This is a genomic window from Spiroplasma endosymbiont of Panorpa germanica (assembly GCF_964019765.1).
Classification (GTDB): domain Bacteria; phylum Bacillota_I; class Bacilli_A; order Mycoplasmatales; family Mycoplasmataceae; genus Spiroplasma_B.
Genome location: NZ_OZ026461.1, coordinates 1,009,985 through 1,030,829, shown reverse-complemented (window position 1 = coordinate 1,030,829; position 20,845 = coordinate 1,009,985). Strand labels below are relative to the sequence as shown.

The following is a 20,845-nucleotide window of genomic DNA, read 5'->3' as shown; positions in this document are numbered from 1 at the left end:
TATTTCCTTCCTTGGTTATTTAAATAAAAAATAATCATACCGAAAAAACTGTATGATTATTTTTTATTTAAATATAACAGTTAATTCTATTTTGTTAATTCATAAAAAATTTTAATTTCCCCGATGTAGTCTCCAGCATTATTTGCCACTAAAATAAAACTATCCAATTGATTATTATCTTTTATTTCAAAATGATCAGAGCCGTTATTATTGACATCTGGATGGAATAAAATATTTTCCTTTTCCAAGACTGTCAATGAGTTATAAAGTAAAACAACATCATTGCTTGCAGTCCAATTGGTAACACTACCAATATTGGGTGATGTAATAGCTTCGCTAACTTCAACCACAACTTTATAGTTCAAAGTAACTGCTTCTCCAAGATACTTTGTTTGGTTAGGATTAGTTGATATTTGTGCACTGTTCTTACTAATTATAACATCTAAATTATTTCAGTCAATTTTGATGTTATTTATTTTTTGAACAAGTTTAACAACTGTCTCTAATGAAACATTAGGTCGAGTTAGTTCTGGGGTCACTAAAATATCTCCTAAGTCTACCACTTTAAATAGCTCTTGGATGTTGCCATAATCAAATTCTGATACCACAGGGATATCGGGTTTTTCAACAACGGGGTCTTTTGAGCACGCAGTTACTGTTGCTAACGGGCTTGTTAAACCAATGGTTGCTAAAATAGCTAAAATTTTCTTCATAATTACTCCTTTAATTATTATTTTATTTGACCAAACAAGTCGCAGTAAGTAACCAACATTCCAATTGCACCTAATGCAAGAAAAATGACAGGAAATGCTCACTCAGTTGCTGCCACTGTAACAGTTAGACCACCAACTATAAGTAATATAATATCTGCAATGGCTAAAGTAAAGTCTGCTACAGCTGCTGCTAAATAATAAACATCAACAGGTCGATAATTAATTTGACCATGAGGCAAAGTAGCTACGGTTAGAGCCGCAGAAGTTACTGATAATGCGGCTGCTAAAACTGAACAAGCGATTGCCGCTGGGACACTAAATCCAAAAAATCACGCCATTGCTCAAAGAGCTATTGATGCTGCAGCAGCCCCAATTGCAAAAGGGATTATTATTGCGTTAGCAAAGTTAATATCGCGAATCATCTTGTCAAATTTAAGTGTTTCTTCCACATCTTTTTTTGTATAGCCATCAGGAATTTGAATTTCAGGTTCTTTCTCTTCAGTACATCAGTTATGTGATGTTTCTGGATCGATACAAAATATTCTAGAATCAGGATTTGTGACTTGAGAATTAAGTCCGGTTAAATCGCCAATTCAACCCCCAATCTCTTCATCAAAAACTTCTTGAATTTCTTCGGTATATTTTTGGCTTTCGTCAACTATTAAATCATAGAAGGAAAGCATTCCTAAATCCTCATTGAAGTCGGTTATCTGCATTTCATCTATAAAGTCATCACTTATGTCAAAAGTATAATTTTCAACTTCGCGTTTTGAACGGCTGCCCAAAAAACCTTCTTCTTCTTCAATTCCTTGAGTGATCGCAATTTCAACCTGTTCGCGAGCCATAATTTTAATGTCTTCTCAAAATTCTGGACTATTAATATCAGTATTAATATCGCTAATGTCGTAATCTTCCATTGCTTGATAAATATTATTTTTTTTACTATTTTGGGTAATGGTTGTAATGTTGGAAAGGGCGGCACTACCCACTAGTAAAGCGCCCATTCCACCTAATAAAAATTTGTTCATGTTACTATCCCTTAGACTTTCTATCTTTTTATGGATATCATATTGGTAAACTTATTAGTTTACAAAATCATTTTATCAAAATTACATAGGCTAAGGCAAGTTTTTGAGTTTTTAATATTTCTGATTTTAAAAACATCAGGAAAATGGTTAAACTATCAAAATACTATATAATATTAAAAAAGGATAAAATTATGAAATTAAAAGAATACTATTTAAATCCTCAAGTGATTTTGCTTGAAGAAAACCACCAATACTTAAATACAAAAACTAATGAAGTTATCAATTTACCTAGTGTAAGTGAATTAATCAACTATTTTTACCCATTTAATGCAGAATTGGTGGATCAAGAAATCTTGCAAGCAGCTATTAGCAAAGGAGTTTGTGTCCATAATAATCTAAGTCAATACTTAAAGGGCATTGAACAGCACTATTGCTACCATTCTTTACAAGGAAATGCTATTAGAACCCACGTTAATGAGTACAATTGAATTAAAAATAAGCTTAATAAAATAAAAGAAATCGATGTTTTTAGTGAATTATCCCTTTCTAATGGTAAATTTAACGGTACTTTTGACCTTCTTTACATAGATGTAAACAAAAAATGACACCTAGTTGACTTTAAAACTACATCAAAATTGAATCCAGAGAAGGAAATCTTGCAGTTAAAACTTTATGAAATTCTAATTTTAGACATTTTCCCAGAAGTTGGCAAAGTGGACTTTTTCGAAGTTTTTAACAGTCGTAACGAGGCTCACTACATATTTAGTGAAGAGCAAATTCAACAAGCTGAATCTCAAATCCATGAGTTAAAAAAAGTTCCTGAATACAAAAATTGCTTTTAATTTAAGCAATTTTTTAATAATTTAACAACAAAAAAATTTTAATTTATTTTAAAGAAAACATAATCTTTTTCAAAAAGTTGATTTTATTAAAAAAAACACTTATAATATGAAAAAGGAGTTTTTATATGAGAAAATTATTAATTATTTTAGCATCAGCTAGCATTGCCGCAGCGTCACCCCTAACAGTTATTGCGTGTAAAACACAAAAAAACTCTGATGACCAATTTGACTATCAGGAATTACTAAATCGCTTCATCGCTGATGTAGCTATTATTTTCCAAAAAAATATTAACGAATCTTTTTCAAAATATTCTTGAGTTTCGGATTTTGACTTACCGTGATTTTTAACAATTAAAGAATTAACAGAACACAAAAAAGATGTTTCAAATCCCAATAGTGACTTTTATAAAACACTCGCAGGCTTTCTTTACGAAAATATCCCTGACGATTTAATTAAATCAGAACTTCAAGAAGAAGTTGTTAATAACATAAATTATAACCCAATATTAGTTGACAAGACCAGCCCGCTTAAAAATGGCATTTCTATTGAAAGCATTAATTTTTTAGAAAAAGGCGAGAACCTGACTTTAGGCATTGAAATAGCAACACTGGTTTCACACAAAAGAGAAAACGGTGAAGTTTCTTCTCAAAAAATTTCTACATATTCAGCTATGAATATCTTTTTACATAAAGATGATTCTCTTAATGCTAAAAACATGGATGAAAGTTTTTCAGAAATGATGAATAAAACTTATGCAAATGATTTTGTCTTTCAAAGTGACAAAGGAAATTTAGAAAACACAACGAGCTATATTACAAATAAAACTGAACCAGTAATGGTCGATCTAAAAAATAAAATTAACACATTAAGTACTGAAAAAATTCAAATTGATGTTGAAAAATTGAATCTATCAATTACTGATTACTCGACAGTTGATGCTAGCCGCTATGAAACCACAAGCATTGTTTCAAAACAAAATGATCCTAGAAGTTTTAGTACTTGATTGTGAGCATATTTAGAAAATGAGCAACTACTTGATATAACATTAAGCAATATAAAGGGAAATGGCAGTCTCTGACTAAATCAACTAATGCCAAATGATGGTCCTACATTCACATTGCGACAAGCTATTCAAAAAGATCCGAATATTTCAGAAGCAATCAATTCATATAATTTAGAGTACAATCTAATTGGCAACTTAAGTATTATCGGCGTTTTAAATAGTCAAAATTCGAAATTCAAAATAAACCACACAGATGACAAAATGACGTTAGCTATTTTTGGGGCAATGGTTAAAGGTGCTTCCTTTAAAATAAATGGAGATAGTTATGATTTCACAAGCCAGATGATTGCCATCAAACAAAAAAGTACTTTTAAAGATACCTTAACCTTATATGATGAATTTGTTATGGACGCCTTTAATTTTCAAAAAGAGTTTTCGAATTTAAAGGATAAACAAGAAACTGGGTCAGACTATCTTAGCTATTTGTTTTCCTTAGATAAACCCGAATCTTGAGATTTAGCAGATCTTAAGGGAGATAATCTGGATTTTATTTCCGTGGAACACGATTTAGTAACAGCAAATCCTCGAGCAAATGAATACTCAAAACGCTTTGACCTTACATCTGCATTTATGAATACAAGTGCTGATAAATCCTTCCACCAACAATTGGACTATCTTTACATTAATGAAAATAATGAAATGTTTTTTTTCTGCCCTAGCAGTAAACCGGTATATTATATTAACGACGTGGTTTTAAGAACTTACTTTTTTTCATCTGGAATAAAAGATCCTAAAAAATTAAGTCTTCACCACAATGAAATGTATCCTAAAAAAGTTGCCACATATCTTGTTCGACCTGGTTTCCCAGCTGATTTTTTAGAATACGAACACTCATACTGAACTATTAAAGAATAATACATATTCAAAAAGAGACTTTCCCAACAAATTAAATTCGGGAAAGTTTTTAATTAATTTACTTCATAAATATAAATTTAATAATTTACTTAATTAAGTTTAACACTTATAGTTTTAAAAATATCAATTAAATTGATATTTTTAATATACAATAATATCTAGAAGGAGTAATAAAATGAGTAAGAAACAAAAACATGAGTTTAAAACACCAGAAATTCGTCAAGAATTTGATATTTTAAACGAAAAACTAGAAAATAATGTAATTACTGATAAAGAACATACTGATAAAATCGCTAAGTTAATTAAAAAAGATCTGCAATTAAGTCGTCCTCAAGGCGCTTTTTTTCCGATGGTAATACGTTATTTCAAAAAAGAAGCCTTTTTGGCAACAATTATTATCGTTTTATCAATAATATCTGTGCTTTGTTCAATTGCAATTCCACTTTTAGTGAAGCAAATGACAACTGATATTATGATAAGATATAACCCAGCCCTAGGAGCGGATGACTTTTGGGGGCTTCATTGACAAACAACTCTTTCAATCGCCCTTGGAATAGTGTTAGGAAGTGCTTTAATCAGTTATGGATCACAGTACTTTTCGGTTCTAATGGGTAAAAAAATTGAAATTGATTTGAGAAACTTATCACTAGAAGCTTTAGTGCGTCAAGATATCTCATATTATTCAGACAAAAAAATTGGAGAAATCATTACTAAAGTAATTTCTGATACTCAAATCGTGGGAGATCAAGCAGTTCAAGTACCAGTTACTTTGATAAATGCTTTTCTAACAATGATTGGGGCATCAATTATGATGTTCATCTTTGAAGCAACCCTAGCAGCTAGTGTATTGGGAATGTTCTTCTTAATATTATTAGCAATGGCAATTTCTTTTGCCTTTACAAAAAAACGTTATACAAAAGTTAGAGAAGTAGTTACTGACATCAATGGAGATGTTACTGACCGAATCGGAGCAATTCGCTTAATAAAAGCTTCGGGAACAGAAAATTATGAAACTGAAAGATTTTATGAGTTACATAAAAAGTATTATAAAGAATCTGTAAAAATGGGTAAAGTTCAAGCATTAATGATTACAATATTATTTTCAGGAATCAGCTTTATTCAATTTATATCAATCGGAGTTGCCATGCTAAAATATGGAAACGCAGGAGCAGAGGGAGTTGCCTTCTTCACTGTAACATTTGCATCATTTACAATGGCACAAGGAATTATGACTGGACCACTATTTCAAGTGGTAATGGCTTCGGTGGGAATCGCCCAAGCCTCGGTTGCTTCAACCAGAGTTGATTCAACTATTAAATCAAATTCAATTATGGATCCTCACTATAAAGATGGTGTTGATATTGATTCAATTCAAGGAGACATTGTTTTCAAAGGTGTTTCATTTGCCTATCCCGAAAAACCAACAAAAACTATTTTACCAAAATTCGACTTTACCTTTAAAAAAGGTCGAAGTTATGCTTTTGTTGGAGAAACCGGAAGTGGGAAATCAACAATATCACGACTACTATTAAGATACTATGACCCAACTGAAGGAGAAATCCTAATAAACAAAAATATCAACCTAAAAGATGTAAATTTATCAAGTTACTTATTTAATATTGGATACGTTGAACAAGATCCCCAAATAATTTATGGTAATGTTTATGACAACGTTTCTTATGGAAGATTTGGTGCAACTAATGAAGAAGTTATGGAAGCCTGTAAAAAAGCTGAACTTCACGATTTAATAATGACATGACCTGATGGCTATAACACTATTTTAGGTGAACGTGGATTTATGCTATCTGGTGGACAAAAACAAAGAATGATTATTGCTAGAATGTTCTTAAAAGATCCCCAAATATTAATTCTAGATGAAGCCACAAGTGCTCTAGATAATATTGTTGAAAAAGAAATTCAAGAAAAACTTGAATTACTAATGGTAGGAAGAACCACTGTCTCAATCGCTCACAGACTAAGCACAATAAAAAATGCTGATGAAATTATTGTTCTAGGAGCAGATGGTGCAGGAATTGTTCAAACCGGAACTTTTGAAACCTTAAAAAAACAACCAGGACACTTCAAAAAACTTTATGAAGCTGGACTAATGGATTAAAACAAAAAAATCAACCCCTTCTGAGATTGTCTCAGGTCTCATTAGGGTTGATTTTTTATTTTTTAATTTCAAAACTAGAAATTGTAAAATATCCGTTTTTATTTCTTTGAGCTGTTATTGTGTAAGTGTTTTTCACTTCATCAAAATTATGACTCAATTCAATTGCTAAGTGATTAATAATATCTTCAAAAATGTAATCTTCATTGAAATCTATTATTTCTCAGTCGCTTGTTTGAGAAGTTAATTTATTAACTTCTTCATTGAAAGCTTGGTTTTCAATATGTTTTTTTTCACCAACCATTGATAAGATATCATCAATGTCGGATAAACCATCAGCACTCTGACTTAAAAAGTTTTTCAAAATACTTAATGGTTTATTGCTAACAAAACTTTTAGTTTTTTTGTCATATCCAAGATTCTCAAACATGTTCTTAGAATCAGTTAGTGCGTGTTCAAGAACAGTTGTTGTTTTCTTTTTACCTGAACTATCTGTTCATTCTTCTTTCTCACCAACTGCTGTAAAAAATTTACCCAGTTCTTGAATTTTTATCGTACTGCTTGAGTTAACATTTTCATAACGATCAACATTTAATTTATCTGCCATAGCATCAATTGTTGGAGAAACCGACCCCAAAAATGATTTAATGTTTAAACTATCATTACTTGAAGTCGAGCTCATCATGTTAATTATTGGACCTAATCCAGAACCTGAGTAAAATGCCTTGTAAGGATTATTATAATATTCCTCACTATTCTCGATCATTTTTACCATTTCCTTCATTTCTTCAGGAAGAAATCTTCAAACTACTGGACCCTTTAAATATTTAATTAAAACCTTTAGTGAATCTTGATTGGCTAAATTGTTAGCAAAAATACCTAAAATACCTTCAAAAATTCCTGCAGTAAAGTTATTCATATCATTCATTTCAGCAATGATTCCAACTATTGGTTTAAATAATCAGTTTATTCCCCCAACAGAAAAACTCGGTCCCGCAAGGGGTTTCATTATTGATTTCGATTCGAAAAGAATCGAAATCAGTCTTTGAAAGTTTCTACCCTCAACATCTTTTTCGTCAACGCTTAAATAGAATTTTAGACTAGCTACTAATTTTTTTATATCAGGCTCTGAATCTGTAACATTAAAATTTTGATCTCTTATTTTATTCAAAGTAGTTATATTTTTTTCACCACTAACAAACAAGTGTTCTGAATCTGAGGGAGTAAAACTTCTAAATTTATCAAACTGATTAAGGTAAGTCAGAGTGATAATTGCAAAGTGAAGAATATCACCCACTGCCTGTAGGTTTTCAACAATGTCTAAATTTGCTAAAATTGATTTTATCTTTGGCAAAGTTTTTTGCAAGTTTTCACTCGCTAAATTATCGTTATTTTTGTCAGAAGGAACCCCGATTTTGGCATATGTTAAATTGTTTGGGTTGTTTGATAATCTGACTAGACCATTTGATAAACTATTCATCCCGTTTTGTAAAACGTCTTGATATGCCATCCCGTTATAACAAGATAAATCAAAAGCTTGACCTAAAGCATTCAAAGTTTGTTCGTCTAGTAGACCGGCAACAGTTTTTCCTAATAATGGATCTAACATCTCCTCAACCAGTCCTGAAGAATCTGCCATCCCGATGATTAGTTCTAGGAAATTCCCACTAGTGATTGTTTTAATTAATCCAGAGAACCCAGCTAAACTTGTTAAAATTGACCCACCACTTTGTGGTTTACGTCCATCTTTAATTTCTAAACTTGAGTTTAATGAATCTTTTTTAATTGGATTTTTTGAATTAAAGTATTTCTTGAACATGGCTGTGAATCTAGTTCGTGAAACACCTTGGAAATCATTTTTATTAAATCCTGAAAAATTATCTTCTATCACAGAAGGAGAGAAGAAGTTATCCATTGTATAATCGATGCTCAAATCATTTTCATGATTTAAAACCAGACTTTTAGCTGCTTGTGCTACTCCGATTTTTAAGTTATTTATATCATTGGCTTGTCTGGCAACTTCCAAATTCATTTTATTACTTGTACAAGAAACAGTCGTTGTTGCAACTGAAGCTGTCAGGGAAACGGAAGCTAAAATACTTAAAAGTTTACGCATTTTTAGTTCCTCCCATTTGTTGAGCAATTTCAAACAAACGATTAGCTACATAATCGTGACCTCACTGAGTTGGGTGAACTGCATCAAAGAAGAAGAATTTATCTATTTCTTGAGCCGAACAACCATTCTCGTAATTAACTTTGATTGTTAATCCAGTAGTAATGTTTTTTGTATCTGGTTCCATAACTGTACAAGATTTTTTAGAGTTTCCACCCTCGACTTCTTCTTCAAAAAGAACCAACATTTCGTTAAATTCTGTATACAAGTCAAATTTTTTCAAAACTCCAGGGTGTTTAGCATCAAGCTTGTCAAAAACTAAATCAAATCGTTCGTTGAACTCGCGACTTAAATTTGCAGCACTTTTGATTGTTTTCTCATTGCTTGTATTATAAGTCGGGATTTTACTTACATCAGGTGCATTCATGACTATAATATTTTCGATCCCATTGTTTAATAATACAAGTAATGCTTTTTCTATATTAGCAATTGCCTCATCCATTTTTTGTTCTTGGAATTTTTCAGGAGTGTTTATCATTTGAAATAAATCATTTCCTCCGATTTCAAAGAACACCAAATCAGTTGGCTTAACTCTGTGTTGCTTAATTAAGGCAACGGTTTGTTCATAAATTTTAAAATTGTTTAAAAGCATTCCTGAAACGCCTTCAACATTACTAGCAGTTGCGCCCCCAACTGCGTAGTTATTACCATGATGGTTTTCGCCCATAAAATTAAATCCATACTCTCAATTCTTTTCGAATCCAAGTTTTTCGGCTAATAATTTGGCGGCTGTATCACCATTTGTAAATGAGTTACTATAACTTGGCTGTTCAATTTTCGCGTTAGCTTTAAATTTTGCATTTAACGCCCCGATTAAAGCACCTGTATCTGATAGACTATCTCCAACTGTATAAAAATTGGTAAACATGCCTTCATGGTTGGAGTCATCTACTTGATTGCTAGTATCGATATTTTTACCTATCAATTCATCAACTGAAAAATCTTTCTTTTGAGGAATTGTACAACTAACGATTGTTGTAGTTGTGCTTGTCAGTAAGCTTAAGGTTCCTAAAACCTGTAAAAGTTTTTTCATTTAAATCCCCCATTTATTTTTTGTTTGCAACATAAATGTAAACCATAGCAGCTGCTCCCGAAATAGCAATTAAAGGGAAAATTATTAATAAAAATCCTACCCCCGCTGCTGTTGTATAAATTGCAGCTGTAAAATTGGAATGATACAAATCTTTAGCTGTAATTGTTTTTGGCAAGTCTTCCTCGCCTAAGGTTTTGTCTTTGAAGACACTTGAACCTAGAGCTGCAGTCATGGCATAACTTACATTTTTTCTTTGCATATTTATAAACCAAACTTTGTTATTTACCAAGTATGCCCCTAAAGAACTTTTTACATTAATTCCACCTAATCCGGGTCCTGTAAAATCTACGTTAGCGTCATATACATCTTGGTCAATAATAGTTTGTTTTTCTAAACCATCTAAATAAAGATGTGATTTTTTTAGATTGGGTGATAACAAATCCGCTATCACTCCTTTTTTTCATATTCAAGTAATTCCTGGATTTACATAACCAAAATTATGAAATTCTTGTGCAAAAGCTTGATCAAATTCAATCAGATCCATTGAAACATCGTTTAAATCAACGTCTTCTTTGTTTCTGATAACATCTCCTCAGCGATTTTCGAATCACTCGTCAACAAAAATTAAATATTCTTTACGATGCTCTTCATTGAGCGAAGAATCCTCATACCAGTTTGTAGCGGAAAAACAATCAGCTGTGTAAGATGATTTAATTGATTTTTCCATTGCATACTCGTAGAATTTTCCTTTTCCATCTATAACAAACTTTCCCTTAGGGAAATTTTTATTTACAGTACTTTTAACACTGTTGATGAATTTTAAAGATTCTAATCCCATTCCTGGAACAGAAAGCAATATCCCTAAGAGAAAAGTGATGGCAATAAAAGTTGAAATTCCCGCAAATAAAAACTTGCGTAATTTACTCGATAAATTACCCATTTTCAAAATCTCCTTTTAATAAATTTAAATGCTGGTTTTAACTCTTAATTATCTAATTAAAACAGATTCAGCATTTTTGAAATGAACGACGACCAGCGTCTTAAAGATAAGATAAGCCCCTTTATCTTAATCCTGTCAATATTATAAACCATTATTTCCAGTTTGATTAAATTTTAATTTTTATTCAAAAGACTATTTTTATTTATAATTATTAGAATAATTCAAAACTTATTAGTGGTGGTCCCCTTGTCTTGAAAGCCTTTTTAGTATATAATCATTAAAGAAAAAAATAATAAAAGGAGAAATCTGTATGAAAAAACTTTTGAGTATATTAGTTTCTGCTACATTAGTTGTATCAGCACCGCTTACTGTTATTTCTTGTAAAGATGATGAAGCAAGCAATAGTTATGATTATGATCAAGTATTGAACAGCTTCATAGCTGAGGTCACAAATGTTTTTCAATCACAAATTACTAAAGCCTTTAAACCATATTTAATAATGGATGAAAACCAGTTGGAAAAAGAAACTGGATATACAATAAAAACTTTAATTAATGGTAAAGATGATCTAAATAGACCACAAAGTAAGTTTTTTAAAGACACTGCCGAAATGATCATGAAAATTATTCCAGTCCAAGATATCAATGAGGAATTACAAAGAACTGTTGCTTCAAATCCAAACTATAATCCAGTACTGGTTGATAAAAGCACTCCTTTAAAAAATGGTATTAAAGTTTCTAGAATAAGTTTAGTAGAAAAGGGCGCTAACATAACTGTCATCATTACAATCACAACAGATATCGTCTATAAAGAAAGAAATAAGGAAAAAGCAACTCGTCCGGTTTCAACCTTGCAACAAGTTAATATTTTTGGAAAAGAGGATGTCGCCCAAACAGCCAAGGCGATTGAGCAAAAATATTATGATTTATTGAATGTTAAATATGCTAACCAATTTTATTATGAAAGTGATAGTGGTAATTTAGATATAAATTCATTAGCTATTAGAAATAGCACAGATATTAAAAACGACTTAAAAACTAAATTATTAGAATTAAGTGGTCAAACTTCAGCAATCATCGACTCTAACGAATTAAATTTAGAAGTTAACGCAAATACCTTTATTGAAGCAAGTCGTTTTGCATCCTCATCACCAATTAATGAAGTAGATGATAGTGAAGGGCGTCGGGCATTAATGGCGGCTTTAAGAAATGAAAAGACCGACTCAGTTAAAAATTTTTTAAGTGGTATTACAGGAAACAATAATAAGTGAATTGTAAACGAAATTATTGATGATGAATATAGCAAACAAATGAACCTGGCCATAGAAAAAGATCCCACAATTTCAGAAGCTATTAATCAATACAACTTGCAAGCTAACTTTGAAAAAAATAGCTTTTTAAAAACCGTTTTAAAGGTTCAAAGTTCAGAATTTAAAATAGATATGGTAGCCGACACAACCACTATTGCCTTAATGGGCCTTAAATTGAAAGGTGTTCAATATAAATTAGACGGAGCTGCATTCGATTTTCCAGATCAAGTTATTGTTTTTAGACAAAAAACATCTTTTAGTAACACTTTAGCACTATATAATGAATTTATGACATCAGCATTTAAGTTCCAATCAAAAATAGTTGGATTAGAAAATACTAAGCTAGTTGATAACCCTTTCGAAACTTTTTCTATTGAGTGACCAAAACACTGAGACAAAAGTGGGTCATCAGAAACTCAATTTTTCCTAGAGGGAGATAGAGCTGATAATATTTTGGAAGCTAATGAAGATGCTAATAAAATAAACCAAAAACTAAAAATGACTTCATTATTCAAGTCAAACCAGACAAAAAAAACTGAGACATATATGTATGTAAATGATAGGGGTTATTTAATCACCTATGATGGTCCAGGGCATAGAACCAACGAAAGCGCTCTTAGAACTTACTTTTACTCATCATCGAAGAAAGAATGAAATACAGTAAGTTTTACTTTTAATAAAAGGTCAAGTAGAGATTCCTTCTCTGTTCCTGATATTCCGGGAAGTAAATGAAAAGAATTCTTCAGTGATAAAAAATCAGCTTGAAAATTTAAAGGCTTTTAATAGATTATAAAGGAGGAAAAAAATATGAAAAAACTTCTAAGTGTTTTGGCTGCATCATCAATGATGGTAGTGGCCCCATTAAATGTAATTTCTTGTAAAAAAGAGGAAAAAGATTTAGTGATTGATGAATTTGATTTTGCCAAATTATTTAATCAATACATAGCTGATGTTTCAACAGTATATGAGAACGAAATTTTTGAAAGCTTTTTAAAATATTCATGAATTACTACTGAAGAGTTGGAATCAACAGGTATTTCGTTAAATGAATTAATTCAGAATCAAGATGATTTAAAAAACCCTAAGAGTAATCTCTATTTAAAAATATCTAAAGAAATCTATAATATAATGCCAGTAAATCAGGTAAACCGAAAATTAGCGAGCACTGTTACTAACAATGTAAATTACTCACCAATTCTAGTTGACACTGACACTCCGCTAAAAAATGGAATCAATATTGAGTCAATGACACTTCACGAAAAAGGTGATAATTTAACTTTAGCAGTTAAATTAACTTCTGATGTTTTTTATAAAGATCCTTTTGGTAACCGTAGTTATCAACAAATTTTTACAATGGTTTCAATTAATGTTTTTGCTAAACCTGACGAAGCAAAGGCCGCAAAAAAAGTTAGCGATATTTTCTTTAAAACATTTAATGGTGAGAACTCAAATCAATACGAATTTTTAAGCGACAGTGGGAACTTATCTTTGACAGAATCTGAAATTAACAAAGATAACAAAAAACTCCAAAGCATAAAAGATGAAATTGATAACATGGATATCAGTTCGGTTGACTTCAGATTCAATCCTAAAATGGTAACATCAGGTGTGACCCTCCAATCCAACTCAAGTGCCACAACTGATTCTAGCTCATTTAAATCAGAATCAAATTTAGGGATAGACAGTCAAAGGGGTATCTTACTAAATAGTGCCCTAAGTGGTCACAAAATTGATGAAGATAAATTTTTAAGAATGATTCAAGATGAGAATTTAGACTGAATGAAACAAATAATAGGTAGTGGTGAATGAAACGACAAGATGTTAGAGGCCGCTGTCACCGACCCAAAAATGTCAAAAGCGATTAACCAATACAATTTATCACAAAATATTGAAAATAATAATGTATTTCAATCAATATTAAGCTCGCAGTCTTCTGAATTTGCAATTGATTTAGAAAGAGATAAATTAGTTATAGCTGTTTTTGGAGTTAAAATTAATAAAGTTAAATTTGAACTATCTAATCAATTATACGACTTGCCTACACAAACAATTTTTTATCGACAAAAAACAAAATACTTGGACACAAGTTCGCTTTATAAAGACTTTATGGAGGCGGCATTTCGTTTTCAACAAGAATTTATGGGATTAAAAGGTAGTGAACCCGATCCTGATATAAATAGTCAAACTTATTTTATACCCATTTCTTCAAGTTACATGCCAATTATGTCAAACTCAAGGGATAGATTAACTCACTATCGATTCTTGTCAGAAGAGATTTTTGAACCTTTTCACCAAGAAAATCAAAACGATAAATTTAAAATGTCTCACAAGTTAGTTCAAAACGAAACTGATAAAATACCTACATACTATTATGTGAATTCAGAAAACGAACAAAACATTTGATTCACCGAAGGATTTGAAAAAGGGTTGAATCAAACTTCTTTAAAAACTTATTTCTTTTCCTCTGGGTTAACAGACAAAAATAAATTGTGCTACTATTTTGACCAGCCTGAAACAAGGAGAAAAGACGTCGCGGGTAGTGATGAACGTTGAATCCACGATTCCACTATAAACAAAGGTGATGCTTTGTGGGAAATTAAATGAATAGGAGGAAGTATTGTAGATGAAAAAACTTTTAAGCATTTTAGCTAGTTCATCACTTGTTGGGACAACTACTTTAGCCGTAGTTGCTTGTAAAACTCAAGAAGAAATTATACCAAATGACTTTGATTTTGAAAAAACTTTAAACGAATTTCTCTCAGAGGTAACATCAATATTTAAAACTGCCATATATGAAGCTTTCTATCCTTATGCTTGAATGGAAGAGGAAAATCTTCCTGCTAATATTACTATTGAAGAGTTGATAAATAATAGAGAAGCATTAAATGACCACAACAGTGATTACTATAAAAATGTTTCAGCCGAAATTTTTAAAATTATTCCAACTAAAGATATTAATAATGAAATAGTTAGATCGACTGTTAATAATATTAACTATAATTCTGTTATTGTTGACAACTCAACACCTTTAAAATCAGGAATTGATATTGAGAAAATAGAACTTTATGAAAAAGGAGATAACTTAACCGTTGGTATTTCTATTGCAACCCAAATCACATACAAAGACAGCACCGGTCAAAAGGGTTATAGACCTGTCACAACCATGGTTTCAATAAATATTTTTAAAAAACCAGAGGTTGTTGAAAAGGCAATTGACATTAGTGAAGAATTTAATAAAAGCTTTAATAAACTTCATGTCAATGATTTTGTATTCAATAGCAGCAAGGGTAATTTAGAAAATACCACAGCTAAACTTAATGAGGGTAAATACCCTGTTAATGCTGATATTAAAAAGTATTTAGTCGAACTAAGTGATGCAAACCCAAAAGCAGAAATAAACAATATGGGATTGAAATGAAGTGTTGACACAAGCACAATTATTGATGCGTCCCGTTTTGCAACAGCATCTAACTTGTATAATTACAAAGGTAGACTTAATAATGCTCTTCTTGCTCACAAGGGATTAGAAGACCCGTGAATAGATTATTTAGATCAAGTAAAAAGTGATACAAGTGGTAGTAACTGACTTGTCCCAATTATAGCTGAGGGTATTAATGACCAATATATCGAGGACATGGAATATGAAATTCAAGCAAAAAACAATATTTCCAGATCAATCAACCAATATAATCTCGCCTACAATTTTGATAACAGCACCACAATACAAAATTTTGTCAGTGCGCAAGATTCTGATCTAAAATTGGATATGGTAAAAGATGCCAACACAATCGCTATGTTTGGTTTGACATTTAAGGGAGTGACATTTAAATTAGACGGAGACACTTACGATTTTCTAGATCAAACAATATTTTACCGCCAGAGAACAACATTTAATAACACAAAAGAACTTTATGAGAAATTTATCGAAGATTCGTTTGAATTTCAATCTCAATTTTTAGGATTGAGAAATAAAGAAAGTGTTGAAAATCTTGGGAATAAAAACTTTTATATAAAAATTGAGGAGAAATATAGAGAGGAAAATTATACTGGTACTAGTACGATGTATTTGAACGCCAGGGATAAATTTAAATATTTGGTAAGGGTCAACGAAAATGCTAATAATTACTTGGAAGAACTAGAATTAACGCCGGTTCTTATAAATTCTAACGAAAAAGGTAGTCCGATGTACTACAATTATGGCGACACGAAAAAAAATTATTGAGGTCCCTCAGAAAAAGATGCTGTCAGAACACTTTTTATTCACAATGGAGGAAAAACTAAAATTAATGATATTTGTTTAAAAACCTATTTCTTTTCATCTGGAGTAACTAATCCGTCAAAATTAAGTTATTGAGTCCAACAAAAAGGGAGCAGAAAAAACGGTGAAGTTAAAATTAAAGAAAAAGATTGAAAAAAATACTTGAAACAAAACGAAACTTTTATTATATGTGAATATATTAAAGACATTGGATAACATATAGATTTAAAAAACCAGCTTATAGCTGGTTTTTTCATTTTTAAATTATGTTTTTATTAAGTTAGCAACTAGTATTCCTGAGGTTACTTTACCATATTCAGGCTCCCTTGAAGAGCTTTGTCCACCGATTGATAGCGAAAGATCGGCTATACCCCTTCTGATTATTGCATTAAATGCTGGCTTTGTAAAAAATGAAAAAGTAGGATCCAAATCCTGATAGAAAAGAACTCTACTCCCTCTTGAGTTCATAAAATATAAATTATTATTAAGATCTGAAATTTGAACTCGTGCACTAAAATCATAAAACGGTCTTATTACCATGCCAGATATTAAATCTGGATCTAAATTGGGTAATCTCTTCATAACTCTTTCCTTACCATAGTCGTAGATATTTTCAAAAATTTCTACAGCGAAGTATACTTGGTTAAATTTTAATTCTTTGAAAAACTCATCACTAAATCTTACGGAAATATTATTAGTTTGATTATTTGTTTTATCAATGAATCCAAATAGTTCTCTGTATAATTCTATGTTCGCACTAACTCAGTCAGAAACAAATTTCTTGCTCGAATCTTTGTTGTGAAATTGTTTTGCAAAGATTATAAATGGAGGTAAAGTAATGTTTATTTTCTCAGTAGAAACACTTTCATAAGATACGACTGCATTTCTGACATGCACGGGATAAACTGCCAATGCTTTGCCATCAATTAGGTTATCCTCTGAAATACTAAAATCAGATCCTGAAGCTTTTATCAAATTATCAAATAATTTGTTGTAAGATGTTTCAATGTTATTTTTAAGATATAGATTATTGAATCCTCAAAAATCATTTTCACTCAATTTATTTAATATGTTAGCGGGCGCATTACTTCGTGGACCAATAATTGAATTAAATTTAGAGTCATACCTGATGGTGGCGTCAGCTAATTTTTGTAAATCAGCCCCCCCATTGATCAAGGCAGGTTTAATTAAGGCCGCATCATTTGCATTACTTTGGCTATATCACTGACTACCCGATCTCAAAAAATGTGGTGCAGCATTAACCACCGAAAAAATATCTGAATTTAAATTAAAGGAATTGTAATTAAACTTTACGTCTTTCAGATTGCTTGCTGATTCCAAAACTGAGTCTTGAAAAAACTTATTTAATTTTGTTCCTACCTCGTTATTTTTAAGTCTCCTAATATTTTCAAATAAGTCACCGGAGTTTGAGATAAAACTGAAATTGTTTCCCACTTGTGAACTCTTAACTGCGCTTGTAATAGATTCATTTAGATTTGAAATGCTCACATACTCGTTTTCATCACTGAAAATAGATATTCTAGAAACATAATTTATATCATGAAAACTATTCTTGCCATTGACGTCCAAAATATTCACAGGTCAGTTAATTTCAAAATTTAACCCAGCAATACTACCAGAATTAGTAGAAGATATTGAAATACTTTTAAATGAATAATTACTTGTAAGTAGATTTCTTCCCGAAACAATCATTGGACGATAATTTATGTTGTTTGCGACATTTTTTTGAACGCTATTTGTGATGGTTTCTCATCGAACTAAAGTTTTTAGCTCATCACTAAAGCTACTAAAATCTGGATCACTCGACGCTATTTCTAGTTCTCCATCTTGATTATTAATTTTATCAATTATTTTATTGAAGTTGATATACTGGAATTTCTCAAGATCTTGACTTTGTTTTGACATGAAATAGTACTTATTTAAATCCTGTTCCAAACCAGTGTTTACAATATTGGTTATTTCGCTTAGCATTTGTGCTCTTGCTCCAAAATAATCATACTCTTTATTATCTGTTACAGCTTTGTCTTTACAGGCAACAACTGTTAATGGTGTTGCTATTAAAATAGATATGGAAGATAATACTAATAGTATTTTCCTCATATAAATTTTCCCCTTTCTTACTAATTCAATAGTATGCCATCATTATACAAGCAAAGCATAAATAAGCAACAGTAAATGGTTGATAATTAAATATTTTTTTCCGGCGATATAAGAATTTTACACTATTAATAAAATCAAATTTTATTGTAAAAAAATCAATAAATAATAATAACGTAAATTTATATTAAGAAAACACAAATAACTAAGTTTTATCAGTCTACTCATAGTATAATGAGTCAGAAAGGAGATGAGATTATGGATAACTGTTTAAATTCTAAAAACTGTACCTGCCAAGATTGTTGTTGCTCTTCTGATAATTCAAAAATGAAATGTCAGGACCCACATCACCAAGTTTGTGGAAATATTAAATAAAATTATCTTAAAATTATTGTAAAATAAAATCACATCTTTAAAAATGAAAAAACTCATGTGTAAAGTGCTAAGACATTTTACACATGAGTTTTATTATATATATTAACCCCTTACTTTTAAAATTAAAATTTGTGTCTCGTATAAATAAAGCTCTTGATAAATCACTTCTAAAAAAGTGAATATATTTTTATATTGATTTAATAATAAGCAATAACTTTCAGGATTGACATCAATATCTGAACCATTTTCAATTTCTTTAATAACCATTTTATATAACACCTCTTTAACAATTCAATTATTATTCGCAAATTTTGTAGTTATTAGCAAATTTTATTGATAAATTCAAAAACGATTCAACGTCTACACCCATCAGAGATAAAGCGAACGAAAAGAACATACACTTCATTATTAATCTGTAAGAATCAAATCAAAAGAAGGGTTATTAAAATCTATCCCACATATGTAAGCGATATTAAGGTGACTTATCGATTTGAACAAGGTAAAGATTTAATTTTAGATCTTCCTAGTAATTTCTTTCTGAATAAACAACGGACAACATTTGCAAATACAAAAGAAGTTCACGAGGAATACATAAAGGCTAACACACTTTTTAAGAGAACTTAACTACACTCTTCAAATTAAGAAACCAAAAAATTATACACAAGAACCAGAGTATGGGGAAATATGTTCATTTCCAGAAATTATTGATTTAGCAATTGAAGAGGCTATAAAAAATCAAACAAGTTGTTATCAGGTAATTAATTTTTCAGATTATATAAATGGTTATGATTATATGAATAGTGCGAGCTGTTTTAAAATTAATAGATCTGGACACATGCTTTTATATAACGATAATAATGAATTTATTCTTGAAAACGAGTTAATTCTTTCTTGACCGAAACAAAATCCGAGTGCTGGGGGAATTTTTGATTATAGATCAGTCTATTTTGATATAGGCTATCAATTTAATGCGATAAATACTGATTATAGCGGCGAAAAAACGCCTTGAAAAATGCTTATTTATTAAGAACTAATTAATGTATAAGTAAAAAACCCTTTGATATCTAAGGGTTTTTTCATTTTTTAGATTTTTATTATGATGAAATTTTCTTCAAATACTTGGAAACTCCAGCATTTTCAGCGCTATCTGTGATTTCAAAAGCTAGATCCTTAATCTCTTGTGAGGCATTACCAACAGCAACTGCATATTTTAAGTTTTTGAAAACCTCTAAGTCGTTGTGTTGATCTCCAAAATAAACCACGTTATCTAACTTGATATTTAAATTCTCTTCTTTATTAATGATATCAAGAACCGAAACTATTCCCGTAAATTTATTTGGTCCCTTGACCCCTAAGTCAACTCCATCTGTTGTAAATCAAGTAGCATAAATTTGGATCTCGCTAAATTCCTTTTCAATCATTTCCACAAGTTTAACTTTATCTTGAGGTTTAACATTTTTTAAAGTTATCTTTGGACATTTACTCATTGAGTTGATAATTTCATCGCTAACTGGGAGACGATTGATTTTATCAAATCGACTTAACCCCATAGCTATCATTTCGTTCATGGTGTTTAAATTTGAATAGTAAATCTTTTCCATATCATATGAAGTTACATCATAGTCCAGATCCATAGTCTTAATTTTATTGATAATTTTTCTAGTAGTTTGGTTATCAAAATAAGTTGATACCTCTAAATTGTTAGTATGGTAATTTTTAATTGCATTTCCATTGGAACAAATAATGTATTTGTTAGTTTGAGAAATTGGAGCAATCATTTGAATTGTTTCAATCATTTCAAAAGGAACGTTACCAGTATTAATGATAAATTTAACCCCGTCTTGAATTGATTTTTTAATTTGTTCAACATCTTCTGGATTTATTGCCGCGTTTTTGTCAGCCCTTAGTGTCCCATCGAAGTCACTTATAATAATTTTTATTTCATCTTCATTTATTTTTAACATTTAATTTTCCGCCTTTCAATTAGTATAAACCCAAGATTAGTTAATTTTTGTGATTTTTTT

Annotated in this window: 14 protein-coding genes; 6 read left to right on the top strand and 8 right to left on the bottom strand. The window is 30.7% G+C overall.

Annotated elements, in window-relative coordinates; genetic code table 4:
* Window positions 1-86: 86 nt before the first annotated feature.
* Both AACK87_RS04670 and AACK87_RS04665 read right to left on the bottom strand, forming a co-directional pair.
* Complete coding sequence (locus AACK87_RS04670; protein WP_338972199.1) at window positions 87-713, bottom strand: hypothetical protein; 627 nt, start codon at window positions 711-713, stop codon at window positions 87-89.
* Window positions 714-730: 17 nt separating this feature from the next.
* Entirely contained in the window at window positions 731-1,741 is a 1,011-nt protein-coding gene (locus AACK87_RS04665; protein ID WP_338972196.1) for a hypothetical protein, read from the bottom strand.
* Between the two features lie 191 nt (window positions 1,742-1,932).
* Between AACK87_RS04665 and AACK87_RS04660 the strand changes: the two genes are divergently transcribed.
* From AACK87_RS04660 to AACK87_RS04650, 3 genes are all read left to right on the top strand, one after another.
* Window positions 1,933-2,583 carry a PD-(D/E)XK nuclease family protein gene (locus AACK87_RS04660; protein WP_338972193.1) on the top strand — a complete coding sequence of 217 codons (651 nt, stop codon included), beginning with the start codon at window positions 1,933-1,935 and terminating at the stop codon, window positions 2,581-2,583.
* A gap of 125 nt (window positions 2,584-2,708) precedes the next feature.
* Window positions 2,709-4,502, top strand: a complete 1,794-nt coding sequence (locus tag AACK87_RS04655) for a hypothetical protein (protein WP_338972191.1) — start codon at window positions 2,709-2,711, stop codon at window positions 4,500-4,502.
* 175 nt (window positions 4,503-4,677) lie between these two features.
* Entirely contained in the window at window positions 4,678-6,618 is a 1,941-nt protein-coding gene (locus AACK87_RS04650) for an ABC transporter ATP-binding protein (protein ID WP_338972188.1), read from the top strand.
* A gap of 55 nt (window positions 6,619-6,673) precedes the next feature.
* Here the strand turns inward: AACK87_RS04650 and AACK87_RS04645 are convergent, their stop codons facing one another.
* Genes AACK87_RS04645 through AACK87_RS04635 form a run of 3 tightly spaced genes read right to left on the bottom strand, consistent with a single transcriptional unit; the run spans window position 6,674 to window position 10,761 of the window.
* A complete protein-coding gene (locus AACK87_RS04645) occupies window positions 6,674-8,731 on the bottom strand; it encodes an MOLPALP family lipoprotein (protein WP_338972185.1) in 2,058 nt (685 codons plus the stop codon).
* Window positions 8,724-9,821 carry an SGNH/GDSL hydrolase family protein gene (locus tag AACK87_RS04640; protein ID WP_338972182.1) on the bottom strand — a complete coding sequence of 366 codons (1,098 nt, stop codon included), beginning with the start codon at window positions 9,819-9,821 and terminating at the stop codon, window positions 8,724-8,726. The genes AACK87_RS04645 and AACK87_RS04640 overlap by 8 nt, the downstream gene beginning before the upstream one ends.
* Window positions 9,822-9,834: 13 nt before the next feature.
* Window positions 9,835-10,761: a hypothetical protein gene (locus AACK87_RS04635; protein WP_338972181.1), complete on the bottom strand. Its 927-nt coding sequence runs from the start codon at window positions 10,759-10,761 to the stop codon at window positions 9,835-9,837.
* Window positions 10,762-11,071: 310 nt separating this feature from the next.
* Between AACK87_RS04635 and AACK87_RS04630 the strand changes: the two genes are divergently transcribed.
* The 3 genes from AACK87_RS04630 to AACK87_RS04620 are packed head-to-tail and all read left to right on the top strand — an operon-like array spanning window position 11,072 to window position 16,544.
* Window positions 11,072-12,853 carry a hypothetical protein gene (locus tag AACK87_RS04630; RefSeq protein WP_338972179.1) on the top strand — a complete coding sequence of 594 codons (1,782 nt, stop codon included), beginning with the start codon at window positions 11,072-11,074 and terminating at the stop codon, window positions 12,851-12,853.
* Window positions 12,854-12,877: 24 nt separating this feature from the next.
* A complete protein-coding gene (locus tag AACK87_RS04625) occupies window positions 12,878-14,722 on the top strand; it encodes a hypothetical protein (RefSeq protein WP_338972176.1) in 1,845 nt (614 codons plus the stop codon).
* Window positions 14,694-16,544, top strand: coding sequence for a lipoprotein (locus AACK87_RS04620; RefSeq protein ID WP_338972174.1), 1,851 nt, complete (start codon window positions 14,694-14,696; stop codon window positions 16,542-16,544). Before AACK87_RS04625 ends, AACK87_RS04620 begins: the two co-directional genes overlap by 29 nt.
* Window positions 16,545-16,592: 48 nt before the next feature.
* On the opposite strand, the gene AACK87_RS04615 is transcribed toward AACK87_RS04620, so the two are convergent.
* The 3 genes from AACK87_RS04615 to AACK87_RS04605 form a co-directional block, all read right to left on the bottom strand.
* A complete protein-coding gene (locus tag AACK87_RS04615; protein WP_338972172.1) occupies window positions 16,593-18,449 on the bottom strand; it encodes a hypothetical protein in 1,857 nt (618 codons plus the stop codon).
* Between the two features lie 474 nt (window positions 18,450-18,923).
* Entirely contained in the window at window positions 18,924-19,088 is a 165-nt protein-coding gene (locus AACK87_RS04610; protein WP_338972169.1) for a hypothetical protein, read from the bottom strand.
* A gap of 827 nt (window positions 19,089-19,915) precedes the next feature.
* A complete protein-coding gene (locus AACK87_RS04605; protein WP_338972166.1) occupies window positions 19,916-20,785 on the bottom strand; it encodes an HAD family hydrolase in 870 nt (289 codons plus the stop codon).
* Window positions 20,786-20,845 lie beyond the last annotated feature (60 nt).